Annotated in this window: 17 protein-coding genes; 12 read left to right on the top strand and 5 right to left on the bottom strand. The window is 38.7% G+C overall.

Annotated features, from left to right (window positions below; genetic code table 11):
• Positions 1–56 precede the first annotated feature (56 nt).
• The gene (locus CH364_RS14110; RefSeq protein ID WP_100744300.1) at positions 57–1337 is read left to right on the top strand and encodes a citrate/2-methylcitrate synthase; all 1281 of its coding nucleotides are present in this window, start codon (positions 57–59) and stop codon (positions 1335–1337) included.
• 22 nt (positions 1338–1359) lie between these two features.
• Complete coding sequence (locus CH364_RS14105) at positions 1360–3438, top strand: SpoIIE family protein phosphatase (RefSeq protein WP_100744301.1); 2079 nt, start codon at positions 1360–1362, stop codon at positions 3436–3438.
• Between the two features lie 64 nt (positions 3439–3502).
• Here the strand turns inward: CH364_RS14105 and CH364_RS14100 are convergent, their stop codons facing one another.
• From CH364_RS14100 to CH364_RS14085, 4 genes are read right to left on the bottom strand one after another with little or no spacing between them, the layout of a single operon-like run.
• Positions 3503–4429, bottom strand: a complete 927-nt coding sequence (locus tag CH364_RS14100) for a TPM domain-containing protein (protein ID WP_100744302.1) — start codon at positions 4427–4429, stop codon at positions 3503–3505.
• Positions 4429–5130, bottom strand: coding sequence for a TPM domain-containing protein (locus tag CH364_RS14095; protein WP_100744303.1), 702 nt, complete (start codon positions 5128–5130; stop codon positions 4429–4431). Before CH364_RS14095 ends, CH364_RS14100 begins: the two co-directional genes overlap by 1 nt.
• 9 nt (positions 5131–5139) lie before the next feature.
• Positions 5140–5994, bottom strand: a complete 855-nt coding sequence (locus tag CH364_RS14090; RefSeq protein ID WP_100744304.1) for a heme o synthase — start codon at positions 5992–5994, stop codon at positions 5140–5142.
• The gene (locus CH364_RS14085; RefSeq protein WP_100744305.1) at positions 5994–6875 is read right to left on the bottom strand and encodes a COX15/CtaA family protein; all 882 of its coding nucleotides are present in this window, start codon (positions 6873–6875) and stop codon (positions 5994–5996) included. The genes CH364_RS14090 and CH364_RS14085 overlap by 1 nt, the downstream gene beginning before the upstream one ends.
• A 124-nt stretch (positions 6876–6999) precedes the next feature.
• Here CH364_RS14085 and CH364_RS18710 point away from each other — a divergent pair, with 124 nt between their 5' ends.
• From CH364_RS18710 to CH364_RS14055, 7 genes are all read left to right on the top strand, one after another.
• Positions 7000–7152, top strand: coding sequence for a hypothetical protein (locus CH364_RS18710; protein WP_002974556.1), 153 nt, complete (start codon positions 7000–7002; stop codon positions 7150–7152).
• Between the two features lie 18 nt (positions 7153–7170).
• Positions 7171–8004 (top strand): SCO family protein, encoded by an 834-nt coding sequence (locus tag CH364_RS14080; RefSeq protein ID WP_100744306.1) that lies wholly within the window; start codon positions 7171–7173, stop codon positions 8002–8004.
• On the top strand, positions 8005–8967 hold the full coding sequence (gene coxB / locus CH364_RS14075; RefSeq protein WP_100744307.1) for a cytochrome c oxidase subunit II: 963 nt from the start codon (positions 8005–8007) through the stop codon (positions 8965–8967).
• Between the two features lie 9 nt (positions 8968–8976).
• Positions 8977–10590 carry a cytochrome c oxidase subunit I gene (locus CH364_RS14070; protein WP_100744308.1) on the top strand — a complete coding sequence of 538 codons (1614 nt, stop codon included), beginning with the start codon at positions 8977–8979 and terminating at the stop codon, positions 10588–10590.
• Positions 10577–11350, top strand: coding sequence for a cytochrome c oxidase subunit 3 family protein (locus tag CH364_RS14065; RefSeq protein WP_100744309.1), 774 nt, complete (start codon positions 10577–10579; stop codon positions 11348–11350). The genes CH364_RS14070 and CH364_RS14065 overlap by 14 nt, the downstream gene beginning before the upstream one ends.
• Positions 11351–11363: 13 nt before the next feature.
• Positions 11364–11960, top strand: a complete 597-nt coding sequence (locus tag CH364_RS14060; RefSeq protein WP_100744310.1) for a cytochrome C oxidase subunit IV family protein — start codon at positions 11364–11366, stop codon at positions 11958–11960.
• 68 nt (positions 11961–12028) lie between these two features.
• The gene (locus CH364_RS14055; protein WP_100744311.1) at positions 12029–13981 is read left to right on the top strand and encodes a PP2C family protein-serine/threonine phosphatase; all 1953 of its coding nucleotides are present in this window, start codon (positions 12029–12031) and stop codon (positions 13979–13981) included.
• 21 nt (positions 13982–14002) lie between these two features.
• Here the strand turns inward: CH364_RS14055 and CH364_RS14050 are convergent, their stop codons facing one another.
• Positions 14003–14671 (bottom strand): class I SAM-dependent methyltransferase, encoded by a 669-nt coding sequence (locus CH364_RS14050; RefSeq protein ID WP_243401391.1) that lies wholly within the window; start codon positions 14669–14671, stop codon positions 14003–14005.
• Positions 14672–14776: 105 nt separating this feature from the next.
• On the opposite strand from CH364_RS14050, the gene CH364_RS14045 reads away from it, so the two are divergent.
• The 3 genes from CH364_RS14045 to CH364_RS14035 all read left to right on the top strand — a co-directional run bounded on the left by CH364_RS14045 (position 14777) and on the right by CH364_RS14035 (position 17139).
• Positions 14777–15397: a hypothetical protein gene (locus CH364_RS14045; RefSeq protein WP_100744313.1), complete on the top strand. Its 621-nt coding sequence runs from the start codon at positions 14777–14779 to the stop codon at positions 15395–15397.
• Positions 15398–15480: 83 nt separating this feature from the next.
• Positions 15481–16062 carry a CarD family transcriptional regulator gene (locus tag CH364_RS14040; RefSeq protein ID WP_002978378.1) on the top strand — a complete coding sequence of 194 codons (582 nt, stop codon included), beginning with the start codon at positions 15481–15483 and terminating at the stop codon, positions 16060–16062.
• Positions 16063–16101: 39 nt separating this feature from the next.
• A complete protein-coding gene (locus CH364_RS14035) occupies positions 16102–17139 on the top strand; it encodes a PIN/TRAM domain-containing protein (protein ID WP_100744314.1) in 1038 nt (345 codons plus the stop codon).
• The last annotated feature ends 1 nt before the right edge of the window (position 17140 follow it).

The raw sequence follows: 17140 nt of genomic DNA, 5'->3' as shown, positions 1-17140 counted from the left end.
ATTATTCTAGATTCCTAACTTCCCTTCCATAAGATAGGAGGGAGAGAGGTCTTTTCATGAGTGAAGTGGAATTCCACATCAAGGGCAAAACATATAAACTACCGGTCATTGTTGGTACCGATGGAAAAGAAGGAATCGACTTAACCGATTTTTATAGAAAAACCGGCCTCGTCACCGTGGATCCAGGTTTATTCAATACGGCACTTGGTTTATCAAAAGTGTCCAGACGTGATCCTGAAAAAGGGGAACTCACCTATCGTGGTTATGACCTGAAAGAACTGGCTTATCAATCCACATTTGTGGAAACTTCGTTTTTATTAATTTATGGAAATCTTCCCACAAAACAAGAGCTAAACGACTTCTCTGGTCGACTTTCAAAACACTCGATGATCCATGAAGACATGTTAAATCTTTTTGATGGTTTTCCGGGTGTTGCCAATCCATTGGCAGTTTTATCTGTAATGGTTACTTCACTTTCTAGTTATTATTTAGAAGAATATGAAGAAAAGTTAGATATGGGAGTGGATTTAATCGCCAGGTTACTTGCAAAAATTCGCACCATTGCTGCTTTCACATATAAACATGCAGTGGGTCATCCTTTTGTGTATCCATTGGATAAAAATCCATACTGCACAAACTTTCTTTATATGATGCATAAAATGCCTGCAGACAATTATACAGTTCCAGAAGAGTTTGATCGCATTTTAAATCAAATGTGGATTTTACATGCGGACCACGAACAAAATGTATCCAACACCGCAGTCCAAGTAGTTGGTTCTACTCAAGCCAATCTATTTGCCTCTATCTCTGCAGGGATTATGGCCCAGTGGGGAGCACGAGAAGGGGGACGACCAACCGCAGCCATTGGCCTAATCGAAGACATTGTAAAAACAAAAACTCCTGTAAAAGATTATTTCGAAAGATTCAAACGCGGTGGTTTAAACATCCAAACCAACGGATTTGGGCAAAAGGCTTATGATGTGGTTAGCCCACGTGCAATGGTAGCCCGGGAAATCATTCGTGAATTTTATAAAGGTAGAAAGTTGTCTGCTGTGGAAGACATTGCTCTCCAAATAGACGAAGTGGTTTGGAACGATTCCTATTTTATGGAAAATCTTCTGTATCCTAATTTAGAATACTATTCAGGACTAGTATTTCACACATTGGGAATCCCTAAAAATATGTTTTCTGTCATGCAGGTAATTGGAAGACTTCCGGGTTGGCTTGCACATTGGAGAGAACAAAGAATGAAGGGAGACTTCTCAAAAGTTCGTCCAAAACAAATATATGTGGGCGAAAACCAAAGAAAATACATCCCAGTTCAGAACCGCCTATAGGTCTGATTCGCATCATTTGTTCATGAGTTTCCGATGGTTCGGAATCATTTGGTGTTTGGTGTTTTGTTCGTGTCTTACGAACGAGGCACCTCCCACAGCCGATAGAGGGATTCTGTCGGCAGAGTCATATCTAAGTGTGCAGACAAAAACCTTAGAACTAAAAGGTGAATGGGAATATTATCCGGGTCTACTCATTTCGCCCTCTGAATTCGAAACTTTAAATACAACTAGAGAACCACATTTTTTTCAAATCCCTGGGATTTGGTCTGATTCATTTTTAAACCGAGGATTTTTAGCTGGAGATGGGTATGCCACCTTTAGCCTCAAGGTTAAACATGGTCTTCAAGGAGTCCCACTTTCGTTAAAAGTCCCTGAGATGGAGACCGCCTATAATCTGTTCATCGATGGTGTAAAGATTTCATCCAATGGGGTTGTTTCCAATTCTTACCAAACAGGGAAACCAGAATACCGCCCACGTATCGTTGATTTTTTCCCAAAAGAAAACCAAACTTCCATCGTTTTACAAATTTCTAATTATCATCATAGAAAAGGTGGTCCTGCCCAAGCTATTATATTGGGGAGGACATCTGATATTCATAACAAATATGAATTTGAGATTCTACGCGATATGCTTCTGGTTGGAAGTATTTTGTTTATGGGAATTTATCATTTGTTTTTGTATTGGAACAGGAAAAAAGATCCATTTACTTATTGGTTTGCCCTTACTTGTATTTTAGTCGCCTTACGAGTATTTATTACAGGTAATAAATACATCATTCAGTTGTATCCAAACTTATCTTGGGAAATTCATTTAAAGTTAAGTTATTTGAGTTTCTTTTTGATCACACCAATTTTTTCTCGATATGTTTATTTACTCTTCAAATCCTATTTTTCAAGAAGAGTATATGAATTTCTTAAGTATTTAGGTTTTGCATTTTGTTTTATCGTTTTAGTAACGAGATCATCTTTTTACACCTATTTGATGGTTCCATTCCAAGTTTTTACTCTGTTAGGTGCCGCTTATACTTTTTTTGTCATATCTCGAGCCATTCGTGATTCTTTGCCAGGCTCTAAGATCTTTTTTCTGAGTTTTGCAATCTTTATTGCGAGTTTCGTTAATGATATTTTGGTAAATAATCTGATCATATATGGACCACTCACAATTCATTTTGGAATTTTTACTATGTTCTTTGTGCAGTCAGTCTATATTGCTAGAAATTTTTCCAAAGGATTTGTTGAAGCAGAGAATTTAGCAGTTGAGCTTTCGGAAAAAAACCAAACCTTACAACGTGTTCAAAATCAACTCACAGAATTAAATGAAAGATTGGAAACTCGTGTTAAAGATAAAACCGAAGAACTTCAAGGGAAGTTGGACCAAATTGGAAAAGACATGAGACTTGCTAAGTCCATCATTCAAAGTGTCACCAAACTTCCCGATGTGGCTCCTTATCTGAAGGTTGATATTTTATACAAACCAATTGCTGAGGTTGGTGGTGATATCTTCTTTGTAAAAAGGATTCAAGATTTTTATTACAGATTCTTTTTAGGTGATGCAACAGGACATGGATTACAAGCGGCACTTTATTCAATGATGATCCAATCAGAATTTGAAAGAGTATCTGCTGTGGCTATGCGACCCAATGATTTGTTGTTCTATATGAACCAACATTTTTACGATAAAAACGCAGACTTACAAATTTATTTTCCCGCTTTATCTATGGATTTTGATTTTCACCAAGGGATCCTTCGTTATGCGGGAGGTGGGGTACAAAATCAATTCCATCTGAAAAAAAATGGTTCTCTGGCGATCCTGGAAAATACGGGACCGATCATCGGAATTTTGGAACACTACAGGTATGGAATTTTTGAATCCAAAGTAGAATCGGGGGATAGAATCTTTTTATTTACTGACGGATTGTTCGAAGAGTTAAATGAATCGGATGGCGCACAAGCCTTAGAAGATTTATTGGAAGTCATTCAAAACACTAACACCCTGCCCTTTTCCGAAGTGGTTCCTACCATTCAGAATTTGTTATTCCAAAAAATGAACAAATCTCAATGGAAGGATGACGCAACTCTGATTTTGATCGAGATCACCTAACGAAAACCTCTGTTGGTGACCTTTTTATAATTCGGTATCAATTCTGTTTTTTAAACCAGATTGATTACCAGTCTCCGGATGCTCCACCCCCAGCAGAGTCCCCACCACCACCTGACCAACTGTCAGACCCACCAGAGGACCAGGAATCACCTCCGCTCGACCAACCTCCGCCGCTAAAAAAACCGCCACTTGATCCACCACCACCTTTTCCAAGTCCAAGAACCGATTTTAAAATCATCACGACGATAAAAAGAAAAATCGCAACGAATAAGGCAAAGGTTCCGCCAAAAATAAAAACTAACAGGGGATAGAGGACAAGTATTCCAACAATGGTAAATACCAAACCGCCAAAAGCGGGAATAAACATTGAAATAAATGTAAAAATGCCACCTACAAATCCAGAAGATGCCACATCAGAAAATTCATTAGAACCAGTTGTATTGACGTCACTTTCTGAAGGTGCATATTCACCGCGGATCGAAGCCATAATTGCATTTACTCCGGCTGTAACACCACCATCCATATCCTTCGATTGGAAACGAGGTTTTAGTTCGTTACGAATGATTTTTTTTGCTTGTATGTCAGTTAAGGCACCTTCGAGCCCACGACCTACTTCAATCCTCATTTTTCTTTCGTTAGGTGCTATGAGTAATAAAATTCCGTTGTTTTTGGATTTTTGTCCTAAATCCCATTCATCAAAAATTTGAATGGCAACTTCTTCAATTGGTTCATCTTGTAAGCTTGGAGTTGTATAGACTGCTATTTGATTGGAAGTTTCTGCTTCAAATTGTTTAAGATCGGCTTCAATTTTGGTGATTGTAGCTTCTGATAAAATTCCAGCGTGGTCCATTACCCTTCTTTCTAGTTTAGGAACTGGGTAGGAATGGACTTCCGTAAAGATCGAAGATAAAAGAAAAACAAATAGTGATAATTTTCCTAAATCAAAAATTGAATTTAGTTTTAAATGATTTGGTTTTTTACTGAGATCCATCACATCAATTTCCCACCATCTCGAATTTCATTTGAGATTTCATTTTTATCATCCTTTTCCCTTTGGATGTTATACTTTTTGAGTAACTCTCCACAAAAAAGAATACTAGAAACTATTCCTTCTTTTTTCTGATTTGATTTCATACCTTCAACAATGAGTCTTACGGCTTCGTTCCATTCTGATTTAGGAACAACTCTTGCGATCTCTTTATCTGGTAATACTCGGACAAAGTGTTCATACAATGAAATATAAATTAAAATTCCAGTTCTGTCTTTAGTTCTAAAAACCTCTTCATCTAAAAAAGCTTCTTTGGCTCTCAGATCGACAAAGTATTGTTTTGCGCTCGTTGAAACTAAATTGATTCTTAATTTTGGGAAAATCGCAGTAATGGATAAACCAAATATGGCTCCGATCCAAACGGAAAGAACTGCAAAAAGAGATTCTCCGTCCCAAACTAGTCCATACAGATTTTGAATCGTATAAAAACTAACCCCAGTGACTCCTCCCATAAGGAAGGCACCTAGCCATGCCCATTCTTTGTAGTGGTGAGATGATTCAGCAAAAAAAGGAACAATTTCTGCTGAGGTTTTGGATTCAGCTTCGCCGACGGCTCTTTTGATTTCTTCCAAATCGGATTGATTGAAATAACGTGTAAGGATACCCATGGGCAGAAGAAAAACAGGAATTCCTGCCCAAATCAATCAAAAAACCTAGATTTTAGAATCGATAACGACTGCCAAACTTACCAAAAATAAATGAAAGATACTAAAAAAGAAAAATCGTTTTGCGAGAATTTTATCTTTCGAAAGTTTTAAACGATATGCAAAGACTAAAATCAAAATTGTTAGGAAGATTGCTGCACTTAAAAATAAAAAGCCCATCCTTTGATCTGCAAAATAAAACCCAATGACAGACAAAGAGTATGCAATTGCATAAAGAAAAATTTGGTTCACTGTTTTTTGGATTCCAGAAACAACAGGCATCATTGGAATTCCCGCAAATTCATAATCATCTTTTAGGAAGATGGCGAGTGCCCAAAAATGTGCAGGTGTCCAGAGAAAAATCATCAGAAACAAAACCCATGCTTGGATGGGAAGTGCATTTGCCATAGCAGCATATCCAATCAGTGGACCGATACATCCAGAAATCCCACCAATGACAATGTTTTGCTCTGTCCTTGGTTTAAGCCAGATCGTATATAAGAACACATACAACAATAATGCAGAGAGGGCACAAACTGCTGTTAGAAGGTTGACAAAGTGGGTTAAAATGACAAAAGCAATGACTGCAACTGCTATGCCGAGGAAAAGCGCGAATCCCGGCGAGATTTCGCCTGCAGGGATTGGCCTTTGTTTCGTACGATACATTACTGCATCTCTTTCTCTTTCTATGTATTGGTTGAGAATAAAAGACGCAGAACTCATTAAATAGGTTCCAAAAAGGGTAATAGAAATTTCGAATAGAGATGGATATCCTGTTGTGCCTAGATACATTCCAGGAAGAACAGTTGCCAGTACAAGTACAGTGACCCTAGGTTTTGTCAGTTGGTTCCACAATCGGAACATTATTGGACCTCTTTTCCTGGAGACCTAAAATGATAAAAAGCCGCAAGAAAACAAAACATAAACACTAGAACGCCATTTAACGTGTGTAAACCTGTGATTAGTTTGGGGAGTTGGTACAAAACGTTCATTGCACCAAGAAAAATTTGAAAAGATATCAAATAAGCTGCAATTTTCAAAGATGTTTTGACCAAGTTATTTTTTAGGTAGAGAATACCATAAGCAGACAATGATAAAACTGACAATGCTGCTAAATAACCAAACAATCGATGTTCCATTTGGATTCGTATTGGCCCAACCATTTGAGGAAACCATTCACCATTACAAGTCGGGAAGTCTGAACAAACAAGACCCGCATAGTGAGAACTCACTTTTCCGCCGAGGAAAAGTTGATACAAAACTACAATGAGCACGAAAAGAAAAAAATATTTACCAGGCTGATTCCATTGGAATTTAGAATCAGAATCTTCTGAGATGAGTAAACGTACCGTTAAACAGGATGCTAAAAGCAATACGGCATTGAGCAAATGTAGGTTAACTGTTGTTGGGTGGAGTAGTTTGGTAACAGTGAGTCCACCAAGGATGACTTGTGAAACAAGAAAGATAAGTGATAGTGTGGCTGGGATCCCCATTTGTTTGCGAGTGTTTTGGTTTTGTATTACCCAGACAAAACCAATCCCTACAAGAATCCCTAAAATCCCAGAATAGTATCGATGGCCCACTTCCATAAAAATCTGAAATGTAAATTCTGGAACAAATTTTCCATGGCACAATGGCCAATCAGGGCATGCGAGTCCTGAATCTGTAGCTCTTACGAGTGGTCCGTAGAGGAGATTGATAAGGATCATTGCGGAAAGGATGGTGTAAAAACGTTTGAGTGTCATACGTCTATCTGTTTCCTCCAGGTTTTGTGATCTGAGTTTGGGGAAAATAAAATTAATCTTGCATCTTTTAAAAATTGTTGGATAAAAAGAGCAGTTTTTCGTATAGACTATATCAGGTAAAATTATGCAAAACACAGACCTTTATAATAAGGGTGGCTACTGGACTTTCCTTGTCACACTCGTATTAAACATTCTTTTCTTCGCTTATATTTCCTTTGTTCACCCGGGTACACCGGACAACCCAGGAATGGAATCCAAAAGCGTTCAGTCCAAATAGGGTAACAACCAAACCTTCGTGAACATTCGACTTTTCTTTTTTCTTTTTTTGTTGTTTGGGACTGGCGTGTCTGCGTATGACCCGCATTCCAATTTGACTCGGGAGAATAATCTCCCGAAAGAACTTGAGAATATTGGATTTTCTGATGTCACAGGGAAGTCTCTGAATCTCGAAATTCCGTTCCGAGATGAATCTGGAAAAACCGTTAAGTTTTCCGATTTTCTCTCCAAAGGAAAACCAATCCTCCTTTCTCCCGTTTACTTCAAATGTCCTACTCTTTGTAATATCCACCTCAACGGTGTGTTCCAAGGATTAAAAGCCCTCGATTGGACTCTTGGCAAAGAATACCAATACATTGCTGTATCCATTGATCCAAAGGAAAATGAATCTGTTTCTTTTCCTAAAAAAGGTGCTTATTTGAAGGAATATGGTAGAGAAGGTGCAGAATCTGGCCTTCATCTCCTCACAGGAACTCAAGAATCCATTGATGCTCTGACCAAACAATTGGACTTTCGGTATGCATGGGACGCGGAAGCAAAACAATTCATCCACGCAAGTGGGGTTTATGTTTTGACTCCGGAAGGGAAGGTTTCTCGCATTTTCCAAGGGATCCAATTGGAACCTAGGGATTTGAAATTTGCCTTTCTTGAGGCATCTTCTGGTAAGATTGGGAGTTTTGTAGACAAGTTTGCTTTATTTTGCTTTCAATTTGATCCGAGAAAAAATAAATATACGATATACGCATACAGGATGATGCAATTCGGGGGGGCGGTCACCTTACTCCTTCTCGGTGCGTTTTTATACATAAACTGGCGAAAAATAACAAATAACAACCGTCAAGGAGTCACATAGATGTCTTGGAGCAGTCTCATTCCAGCGACCTCGTTCATGCCTATCCAGGCAACTGAAATCGCAAAAGAAGTCGATCTTCTCTATGCGTTTCTGATCATAGCAAGCCTTGTTTCGTTTGTCATCTTGATTGGTGGAATGACATGGTTCCTCATCAAGTTCAAACGTACAAGTTTAGACCAGAAATCCGCATACATTACTCACAATAATTTTGCAGAATTTCTTTGGTCGTTTATCCCTCTCATCATTATGATGGGGATTTTCTACTGGGGTATGGTCATTTTCGAAAAACTTAGAACCCCACCAGAGGACATTGCTGCCGAAATTCATGTCACTGCTGAGCAGTGGGCGTGGACATATCGTTACGCAAACGGAAAAGAATTTTATAGCTCTGCAAATGATCCAATGATTGTTCCCGCAGGAAAAGCCACAAAACTCATCCTCACTTCTAAAGATGTCATTCATAGTTTCTATGTTCCTGCTTTCCGCACCAAACAAGATGCGGTTCCAGGAAAACTCACTCAACTTTGGTTCGAACCAAAACAACCGGGCGAATACATCGTTTTTTGTACAGAGTACTGCGGAACCAAACACTCTGGTATGATGATCAAAATCAAAGCCATTCCTTCTGAGGAATACGCAGCTTGGTATCATGCTGAGAAAAAAGGGGCGGACACTCCTGCGGATCTTGGAAAAACACTCTTTGCTCAGAAAGCTTGTGCAGCCTGCCACTCGGTCGATGGATCTAGAGTCGTTGGACCTACAATGAAAGGACTTTTTGGTTCTGAGCGTAAATTTACAGATGGTAGCAAAACAAAAGCGGATGAGAATTATCTTCGTGAATCCATTCTTGTTTCTACTGCTAAAGTTGTAGATACTTACCAACCGGTGATGCCAACTTTCCAAGGCCAATTGTCTGACGAAGACGTTGCCAACCTAATTGAATATATCAAATCCATTAAATAAGGAAGAGAGATGAGTTCAGCACATACAAAAACCGAACATGGTCACACAGACCATAATTATCTGAACCACGGATCCGGAATCTGGTCTTGGATGACCACTCTGGACCACAAACGCATTGGTCTTATGTACTTTGCAACAGTTTCTACCCTTTTCTTAATCGGTGGATTCTTTGCTTTAGGGATTCGTTTGCATCTAGCAAAATTTGGCGCTACGCCACTTTTGGAACCAGATACTTACAATAAGTTTATGACCTTCCATGGTGCCATCATGGTATTTATGGTAATCATTCCTGGAATTCCTGCTTTCCTTGGAAACTTTGTTCTACCCATCCAATTGGGTGCTAAAGACGTAGCTTTCCCAAGGTTAAACCTTGCCTCTTACTACATTTTCATTGCAGGAGCTGCCATTGCTGCTTCTTCCATGATCTTTAACCAAGTAGATACAGGTTGGACATTTTATACTCCTTACTCGACTGCAAAAACTTCCAATGGAGTGATTTTGCTTGTTTTGGGTGCATTTACAATGGGTTTTTCTTCCATCTTAACAGGACTAAACTTCATCGTAACCACTCATAAACTAAGGGCTCCTGGAATGACAATGGATCGAATCCCACTGATGATTTGGGCTTTGTATTCCACTTCTATCATTCAAATCCTTGCAACACCAATCCTTGCGATCACTCTTCTCCTCATCGGAGCAGAAAAAACTCTTGGAGTAGGGATTTTTGATCCAGATCTTGGTGGAGACCCAGTGTTATTCCAACACTTCTTCTGGTTCTACTCTCACCCTGCGGTTTATATCATGATCCTTCCTGCGATGGGTGTGATTTCTGAACTCATCACTGCGTTCTCCAAAAAAACAATTTTCGGTTACCGTGCGATTGCTTATTCATCAGTAGCGATTGCGGCAGTTTCCTTCCTTGTTTGGGGACACCATATGTTTGTTTCTGGTCAATCCACTCTAGCTGGTATCATCTTCTCCATCATCACAATGTTTGTTGGGGTTCCAACCGCTATCAAACTCTTCAACTGGATCTCTACAATGTATCGCGGAACTGTTACCTTCGAAGCGCCAATGCTCTTCGCTCTTGGTTTTATGTTTCTCTTTACTATCGGTGGTTTGACAGGAGTATTCCTTGCATCAACTGGTATGGACGTTCACTTCCATGATACATACTTCGTAGTTGCTCACTTTCATTACGTAATGGTGGGCGGAACACTTATGGCACTCATGGGCGGTATTTTTTACTGGTTTCCAAAAATGTTTGGAAGGATGACTTCTGATCTTGGTGGACGTATTTCTTGGGTTCTCATCTTTACTGGATTCAACGTAACCTTCTTCCCACAATTTGTCCTCGGAGCAATGGGAATGCCAAGACGTTACTTTGATTACCTACCTGAATATACAAACCTCAACCAAATCTCAACTGTAGGTTCTTGGCTGATTGGTCTCGGATTTTTGGCGGGCCTTATCACAATCATTCATGGAATTTTCAAAGGGGAAAAAGCTTCTGACAACCCTTGGGGTGCAAAAACACTCGAATGGCAAACGTCTTCTCCTCCTCCACACGAAAACTTTATCAATACTCCAACAGTAACTGCAGGGCCATATGACTTCCGTTAGTTCTTCAAGTGAATTTCAACATCAACACCATTTTAAGAGTGCAGAACACCAATATGCCTCTTCCAAACAAGGAATCTGGTTATTCCTTTGCACTGAAATCCTGATGTTCGGTGGCCTATTCGTAGGTTACCTCATCTATCATTCTCTTTACCCAACTGTTTTTAAAAATGGTTCGGAAACATTGGATTGGAAAATGGGCGCGGTAAACACCGTAGTCCTTCTGATCAGTTCCTTCACCATGGCTGCTGCGATTAACTACGTGCAACGTGGTTTGCATAAAATTGCAGCTATCATGCTTGCCTTAACCATAGCTTGTGCTGGTGCCTTCATGGTAATTAAATACTTCGAATACAGCCACAAGTTCCATGTAGGAACTGTTCCCGGCAAATTTTCGTTAGTTGATCCTTCTTGTGGGGCAGGTGGAAAAAGAGCAGAGTGTGAATCTAAAATTTCCGCTCTCTTAAAAAATCCTGCAGAACTAGAAAAGAACCATGTAAGCGCAGAAGAAGTCACTCGTTTGAAAGCGGTGATCTCACAGCCAAAATGGGAAATGTTTTACGGCTTTTACTTTGTTATGACGGGTCTTCACGGAGTTCACGTAGTAGCTGGCGCTTTCCTTATCTTCTGGGTTTTTATCAAAACTCTTCGAAGAAAGGTTGGTCCTGAATATTACACTCCTGTTGAAGGTGTGGGTCTTTTCTGGCACGTTGTGGATTTGGTATGGATTTACCTCTTTCCACTTCTTTATTTGGTAGGATAAAAGGTATTATCGAATGGAATACGTAATCAATTACGGACTTTACTTCATAGCCCTCGTTGCGGTGTTCACTCCAATTCTTGGATTTGGAATCTTTGCTCCGGGGATTGCAACTGCTACCATTTTAGGATTTATCGTAAACTGGTTCGGTCAGTTTTTTCAAACAGATCGTTTTGCAAAATTTACAGAAGAAAACAAAGATAACAAGTTATTGAAATTTGTTATGGGTGATGAAGATCACAAAGAAGACCATGCTTCTGCTTCCATGTGGGTTGAAGATGGAGAAGAGGAAGAAGAACCGGATCACCATGTGATTTCGATTAAAACATATGTTTTTGTTCTTTTAGCCTTATTCTTTGGAACATTCATCACAGTTTGGGTAGCGCAATATGATTTAGGAAAGTGGAACATGATTGTCGCAATGGCTGTGGCAACATGTAAGGCTTTTTTCGTTTTGGCTTACTTCATGCATTTAAAGTATGATAATATGCTGAACCGTGTTATTTTCCTATCTGCATTTGCCTTCTTGGCACTGTTGTTTGCTTTCTCTTTTGGAGACATTATTTCTAGGATTGCTCCTTCGACAGAGTTCCCAGCAAAACCATTCTTCTAGAAAAAAATAGACAAAACATTTTCAAAGAAGCCCGCCCTCGTGCGGGCTTTTTCGTCTAATGAAGAATCGTGTATCACTACCTAAAAACGATTCTCTCACAATTTTTAGATCTAATTCCTGAGAGGAAAATCTATAACGACGATTACGTAAAGGAATTAGACAGACACACTCGAATCATTCAAATTCCCGGAAGTATCATTGGCGTCTTTGGTATGTTAGGTTTTGCATTTGATACGGATGCAAAACTCCATCCCGAATTTCCCGAATTATTTTACTTTCGCATTGGATATAGCCTCTTTTGTTTTTCCTATATTGTTTTTATTTTCTACAATCATTTTAAAAACAAGTTTTCTTCTTGGGAAGGACTTACATGGGCTTACCTCACTTATGCTTACCTCTTGTTCACGGCCGCATATTATACAGGTCGGATCGCAGACGATGCACCTTATGTTTCTGGATACCAGATGCTCGTGATGATCCTTCCTTTTTTACCACTCCCTAGAAAAACTTTATTTTTCTACTATCCTATCTCTATATTGCTTTTTTTTATTTCAGTCATTGTATATAAACCTGATCTAAGCACGGCAGCGGCAAGTTATTCGATGCAAAACTTAGCAATTAGTTATGTTCTTGGGATTTTTAGTGGTCTCATTATGGAAAGATATCGATTTCATTCTTTTTTAAACCACAAACTAATTATTAATAAAAATGAAGAAGTTACCAAAACTGTTGAAGAAATACAGACATTAAAGTCTCAGCAAGACGGAGATTATTTTTTAACATCATTGCTGTTGGAACCTTTGTTGGGGCATGAAACTGATGGGAATGCTCTAAATATTGATACTATTGTCAATCAATACAAAAAATTTAAGTTCAGGAGCAAGGAATACCAGTTAGGTGGTGATTATGTATCTGTTTATAATTTAATCTTGCAGGGTAAACGATACAAAGCCTTTATTAATGGGGATGCAATGGGTAAGTCTATCCAAGGTGCAGGTGGTGCAATTGTCCTTGGGGCAGTTTATAATTCCATCGTCATCCGTTCGAAAATGGATCCAACTTCATCGAATAGGTCACCTGAAAGATGGTTACATGATTGTTATCTTGACCTTCAAAAAATCTTTGAAACTTTTGATGGGGCAATGTTGGTATCCGCAGTTCTCGGACTCCTTGAAGAATCAACTGGAACTTTATACTTTATTAATTTAGAACATCCTTGGGTCATTTTATATCGAGATGGAAAAGCAAGATTTATAGAAGATGAAATTCATTATTATAAATTAGGTGTAATGGAAGTTCCAACCAATCGATTTATTTCAGTTTTTCAAATGCAAAAAGGAGATAAAATAATTTGTGGTTCGGATGGTAAGGATGATCTTGTAATATCGGAATCAGGAAGGTATCGTGAAATTAACGAAGATCAAAATTTAATTTTAAACTGTCTTGAGGAATCTGATGGAGATATTAAAAATGTGATCTCTATTTTGAAGACAAAAGGGAAGTTCTCGGATGATTTAAGTTTGATTTCATTGGAATATAAATTAGGGTCTTTTACTAAACCGGGAGTTTACTGGAAAGAGGCTAAGAAGTTTATTAAACTAAAACAATATAGCAAAGCTTTGGATGTACTTTTGTCTTATAATTCAGCTTTAGAAATATCCATTAAGGAATTAAAATATATAACTAGGTTATATGAGAAAGAAGGTGTATTACTTAAGGCAATGGAATATGCAAGTTTGGCATTGGAAAATTTCCCATCCGACACAAGATGGATGTTTCATACCTCTGTTTTATACAAACGGCTGTATTCTATTTACAAATCAAAATCCTTTTTAGAAGAGTCTCAAGAGTTAAGTGAAAGAGTGAGGTTGCGGCAGCCTTCAAATATTGGAAATTTGGTTCACTTAGCAGATGTTTGTCGGTTAAGTGGAGATAAAGACAGATTTGTATACATACTCAAACAAATTGAAATATTGGAGCCGGATAATTCTAAATTAATTGAGTTAAGAGAAAAAACTTAAAATATCAAATCCGTGGAGAGTTTACTTTTTGAATTGAATGATTCGATCCTCAATTTCCAAGTTTTTGAATCCATAATGATTTAAGATCCATACGAAAGATTCTTTTGTATAAAAGAAAGTATGTGTTTGGTCGTTTTTGTAATACCATTTTTCGAAATCTATATCGTCATCATACGGATGAGTTAGGATATAAAGGCTTCCGTTTGGATTTAATAAATTGTATAAAGTTTGAAATTCATTTTTTGGAAAATGGAAATGTTCTACCACTTCTGTCAGGATGATGTAATCATAAGATTGTTTGATTTTTTCTGGATCATTATGAAAAAAGGGATCATACAAATGGATGGGATAACCAGCTTCATTCAATAGATATTGAACGACAGGACCGGGTCCGGCTCCATAATCCAATCCACGATCTGTAGATTTTTGATTTAACAAAACCTTTTCCACTATAGGCTTTAAAAAGTTTTGGTAACGGATGTCTTTCACATCGTTATTGTGTTCTAAATATCTTTGTTTCTCTTCCTCTTGATTTGGCCAAAACTTTGGATCCATAAAGATAGAAAGGCAATTTCGGCATCGATTGTAAGAGCGAAACCGATTGGTAAAAAACTGGTTTGATTCAGATTCACAAAGAGGGCAATTCACGATTTTGTTATCACATTTTTGAACTAGGACTAGTGGATTCAACTACGATCTAGGTGAATTTGGAATCATTCTGTTTTCATTAAAAAACAATTCTATTTTTTCGAATTGGTGTCCGACAATTAAAGTAATAGAGATACCGGAACGCCCATGCAAAATATAGACTATTCGAGAAAGCTTAGATCCGGCCGACCTTTAGAAGGTGAGGTTCCATCCTATTCTCCACAAACACATTCTTATCTCGGTAACACTCAAAAGCCTAAATCGGCCTTCATTCTTCTCATTGGTGGAATTTTATTGTTCACTTCCGGTATGGTGGTAGGCATCCAACTAGGCCAAAAAGAAACTAAATTTAAAGAAAACTCGGAGACTTCCTTTTCGAATGTCGGTGCAACACAAAGGTTACCGGCACCCAAAGTCACAACGGCAAACCCAGAAGAAGAGGGTAGGGATAAGGAAGGGAACCAGTCCAATGAACCGAGCCCATCCGTTGGATCTCCATTCCCGCAAACTTTGAAGTTCCCTCCGAAAAATGACCAGATCAATTATATGGTTCAAATTGGGGATTTCACACCGGAAGAAGCCGTGGCTGTCGGAAAACAGTTAATTGATACAAATCCTAGTCTGCGAGGAAGGATCTTTCGTACTTCAACGGGCAAACTCTTTGCCGGATATTTTTACCGTTTGGAAGACGCAAAGGAAACTTTGGAAGCTGTTAAGTCCAAACTTCCTGCTTTGTCCGATGCCCAAGTAAAAACTATTCGATTCTGAACTATTTTTGCCAACTTCCTTGACATTCGTCAATTTTCAGGTATACTCATGGCAAGAGTATTTACGGAAGTTATTATACTTACTTGGCTACAAAAAAACTAAACGAAAAAACTAAAGAGCCTAAATTCAAGGTTGGGGACTACGTTGTATACCCTATCCATGGTGTAGGTGAAGTCACAGAAGTTGCGAAAAAGCTGATTCTGGGAAAGAAAAAAGACTGTTACAGTTTGGAAATTCAAGGTTCCAAAATGAAGGTCTCTATCCCTGTGGATCGGGCAATGGATGTGGGTATCCGGTCGATCATTGATAAAAAAGAGATCAAAAAAGTTCTCACTCTCCTAAAAAAGGATGAGGTCGACACGGAAGAGGACTGGAAAGTCCGTTACCAGAACAATATGAACAAGATTAAATCTGGTTCCATTTTCGAAGTGGCTGATGTTTGCCGTAATCTTTACAGACGTGCCTATGGCAAAGAACTTTCCATTATGGAAAGAAAGCTCTATGAGAGCGCCTATAATTTAGTAAAGATGGAAATTGCACTTAGTAAAGGTGTACCCCAAGAAGAAGCAGGAAACATCGTCTCAGACGTGCTTGCGGCTTCGGTTCAGGGATTGGCTCCAGCACCACCTCCAAAAGAATTGGATGATGATCTAGATTTAGAATAAACTTCCGTTTTTGCTCAACTCTTTTACAAGGATTGAGTTATGAAACACTTACTTTCAACCCTTGGGACAATTTTTGTCTCTTCGGTATCGTTTTTCTTCTTATATTCAGAATCGCAAAACCTCGTTTTGGCGGGGTCTCTTGCTGGAATCATTCTCACGTATTCCCTAGTGCTCGTGTTAGGTGAAAGAAAATTGTTCCCTGAAATCAAAGCCGATGTTGTACTTTGTGCAAGCGTTGGAGCCCTCCTCGGTTTGTCCATTGCTGCATTCCCTGTCAGCCTCTTAAACGAATCTGGTTATAAATCCATTGCAATTTTTGTTGCGGTTCTTTTGTTTTTAACAGGAATCAAAACGGGAGTGGCTTTTGCTAAAAAACCTGGACTTGGTATTTTCGGAGGCGGAAGTTCTGCAGGTGGATCCAGTTTCCAAATTCCTGGACTAGAAACAGGAAACAGTCAAATTCGCGATAAAATTTTAGATACGTCTGTTGTCATCGATGGTCGTATTTTGGATATTGCAGACACACATTTTTTAGATGGTCCACTCATCCTTCCAAATTTTGTGTTACGTGAGATCCAACTTATCTCCGATTCTTCAGATCCTATCAAACGAGCTCGTGGTCGACGAGGCCTCGAGATGTTGAACAAACTCCAAAGAAAAGGTTCTATTGAAGTAAAAATCACTTATACTGATTATTCAGACACAAGAGAAGTCGATGCAAAACTAGTCAAACTAGCACGTGATACTGGTGGGGCAGTTGTTACCAACGACTTCAACTTAAACAAAGTGGCTGAGTTACAAGGGGTTCGCGTTCTCAACTTAAACAATCTTGCGAATGCTCTGAAACCAGTGGTTCTTCCTGGGGAAGAATTCCAAATTTCCGTCATCAAAGAAGGAAAGGACGAAAACCAAGGGATCGGTTATTTAGAAGATGGAACCATGGTTGTGATTGAAAACGGTGGTCACTTAGTTGGTAAAGATGTGCGAGTGGTTGTCACAAGTATCATCCAAACCGCTGCTGGTAAAATGATTTTTACAAAAGTGCAAAACGGTAACAATAACTACAACAAATCGTAAT

This window comes from Leptospira harrisiae, assembly GCF_002811945.1.
GTDB classification, from domain to species: domain Bacteria; phylum Spirochaetota; class Leptospiria; order Leptospirales; family Leptospiraceae; genus Leptospira_A; species Leptospira_A harrisiae.
The sequence above is the reverse complement of the archived record's forward strand: the minus strand, read 5'-3'. Positions and strand labels throughout refer to the sequence as shown.

Coding starts and splice junctions, on each gene's coding strand:
- CH364_RS14110 (WP_100744300.1), top strand. CDS start 57: ATGAGTGAAGTGGAATTCCACATCAAGGGCAAAACATATAAACTACCG.
- CH364_RS14105 (WP_100744301.1), top strand. CDS start 1,360: ATGAGTTTCCGATGGTTCGGAATCATTTGGTGTTTGGTGTTTTGTTCG.
- CH364_RS14100 (WP_100744302.1), bottom strand. CDS start 4,429: ATGGATCTCAGTAAAAAACCAAATCATTTAAAACTAAATTCAATTTTT.
- CH364_RS14090 (WP_100744304.1), bottom strand. CDS start 5,994: ATGTTCCGATTGTGGAACCAACTGACAAAACCTAGGGTCACTGTACTT.
- CH364_RS14085 (WP_100744305.1), bottom strand. CDS start 6,875: ATGACACTCAAACGTTTTTACACCATCCTTTCCGCAATGATCCTTATC.
- CH364_RS18710 (WP_002974556.1), top strand. CDS start 7,000: ATGCAAAACACAGACCTTTATAATAAGGGTGGCTACTGGACTTTCCTT.
- coxB (WP_100744307.1), top strand. CDS start 8,005: ATGTCTTGGAGCAGTCTCATTCCAGCGACCTCGTTCATGCCTATCCAG.
- CH364_RS14070 (WP_100744308.1), top strand. CDS start 8,977: ATGAGTTCAGCACATACAAAAACCGAACATGGTCACACAGACCATAAT.
- CH364_RS14065 (WP_100744309.1), top strand. CDS start 10,577: ATGACTTCCGTTAGTTCTTCAAGTGAATTTCAACATCAACACCATTTT.
- CH364_RS14060 (WP_100744310.1), top strand. CDS start 11,364: ATGGAATACGTAATCAATTACGGACTTTACTTCATAGCCCTCGTTGCG.
- CH364_RS14045 (WP_100744313.1), top strand. CDS start 14,777: ATGCAAAATATAGACTATTCGAGAAAGCTTAGATCCGGCCGACCTTTA.
- CH364_RS14035 (WP_100744314.1), top strand. CDS start 16,102: ATGAAACACTTACTTTCAACCCTTGGGACAATTTTTGTCTCTTCGGTA.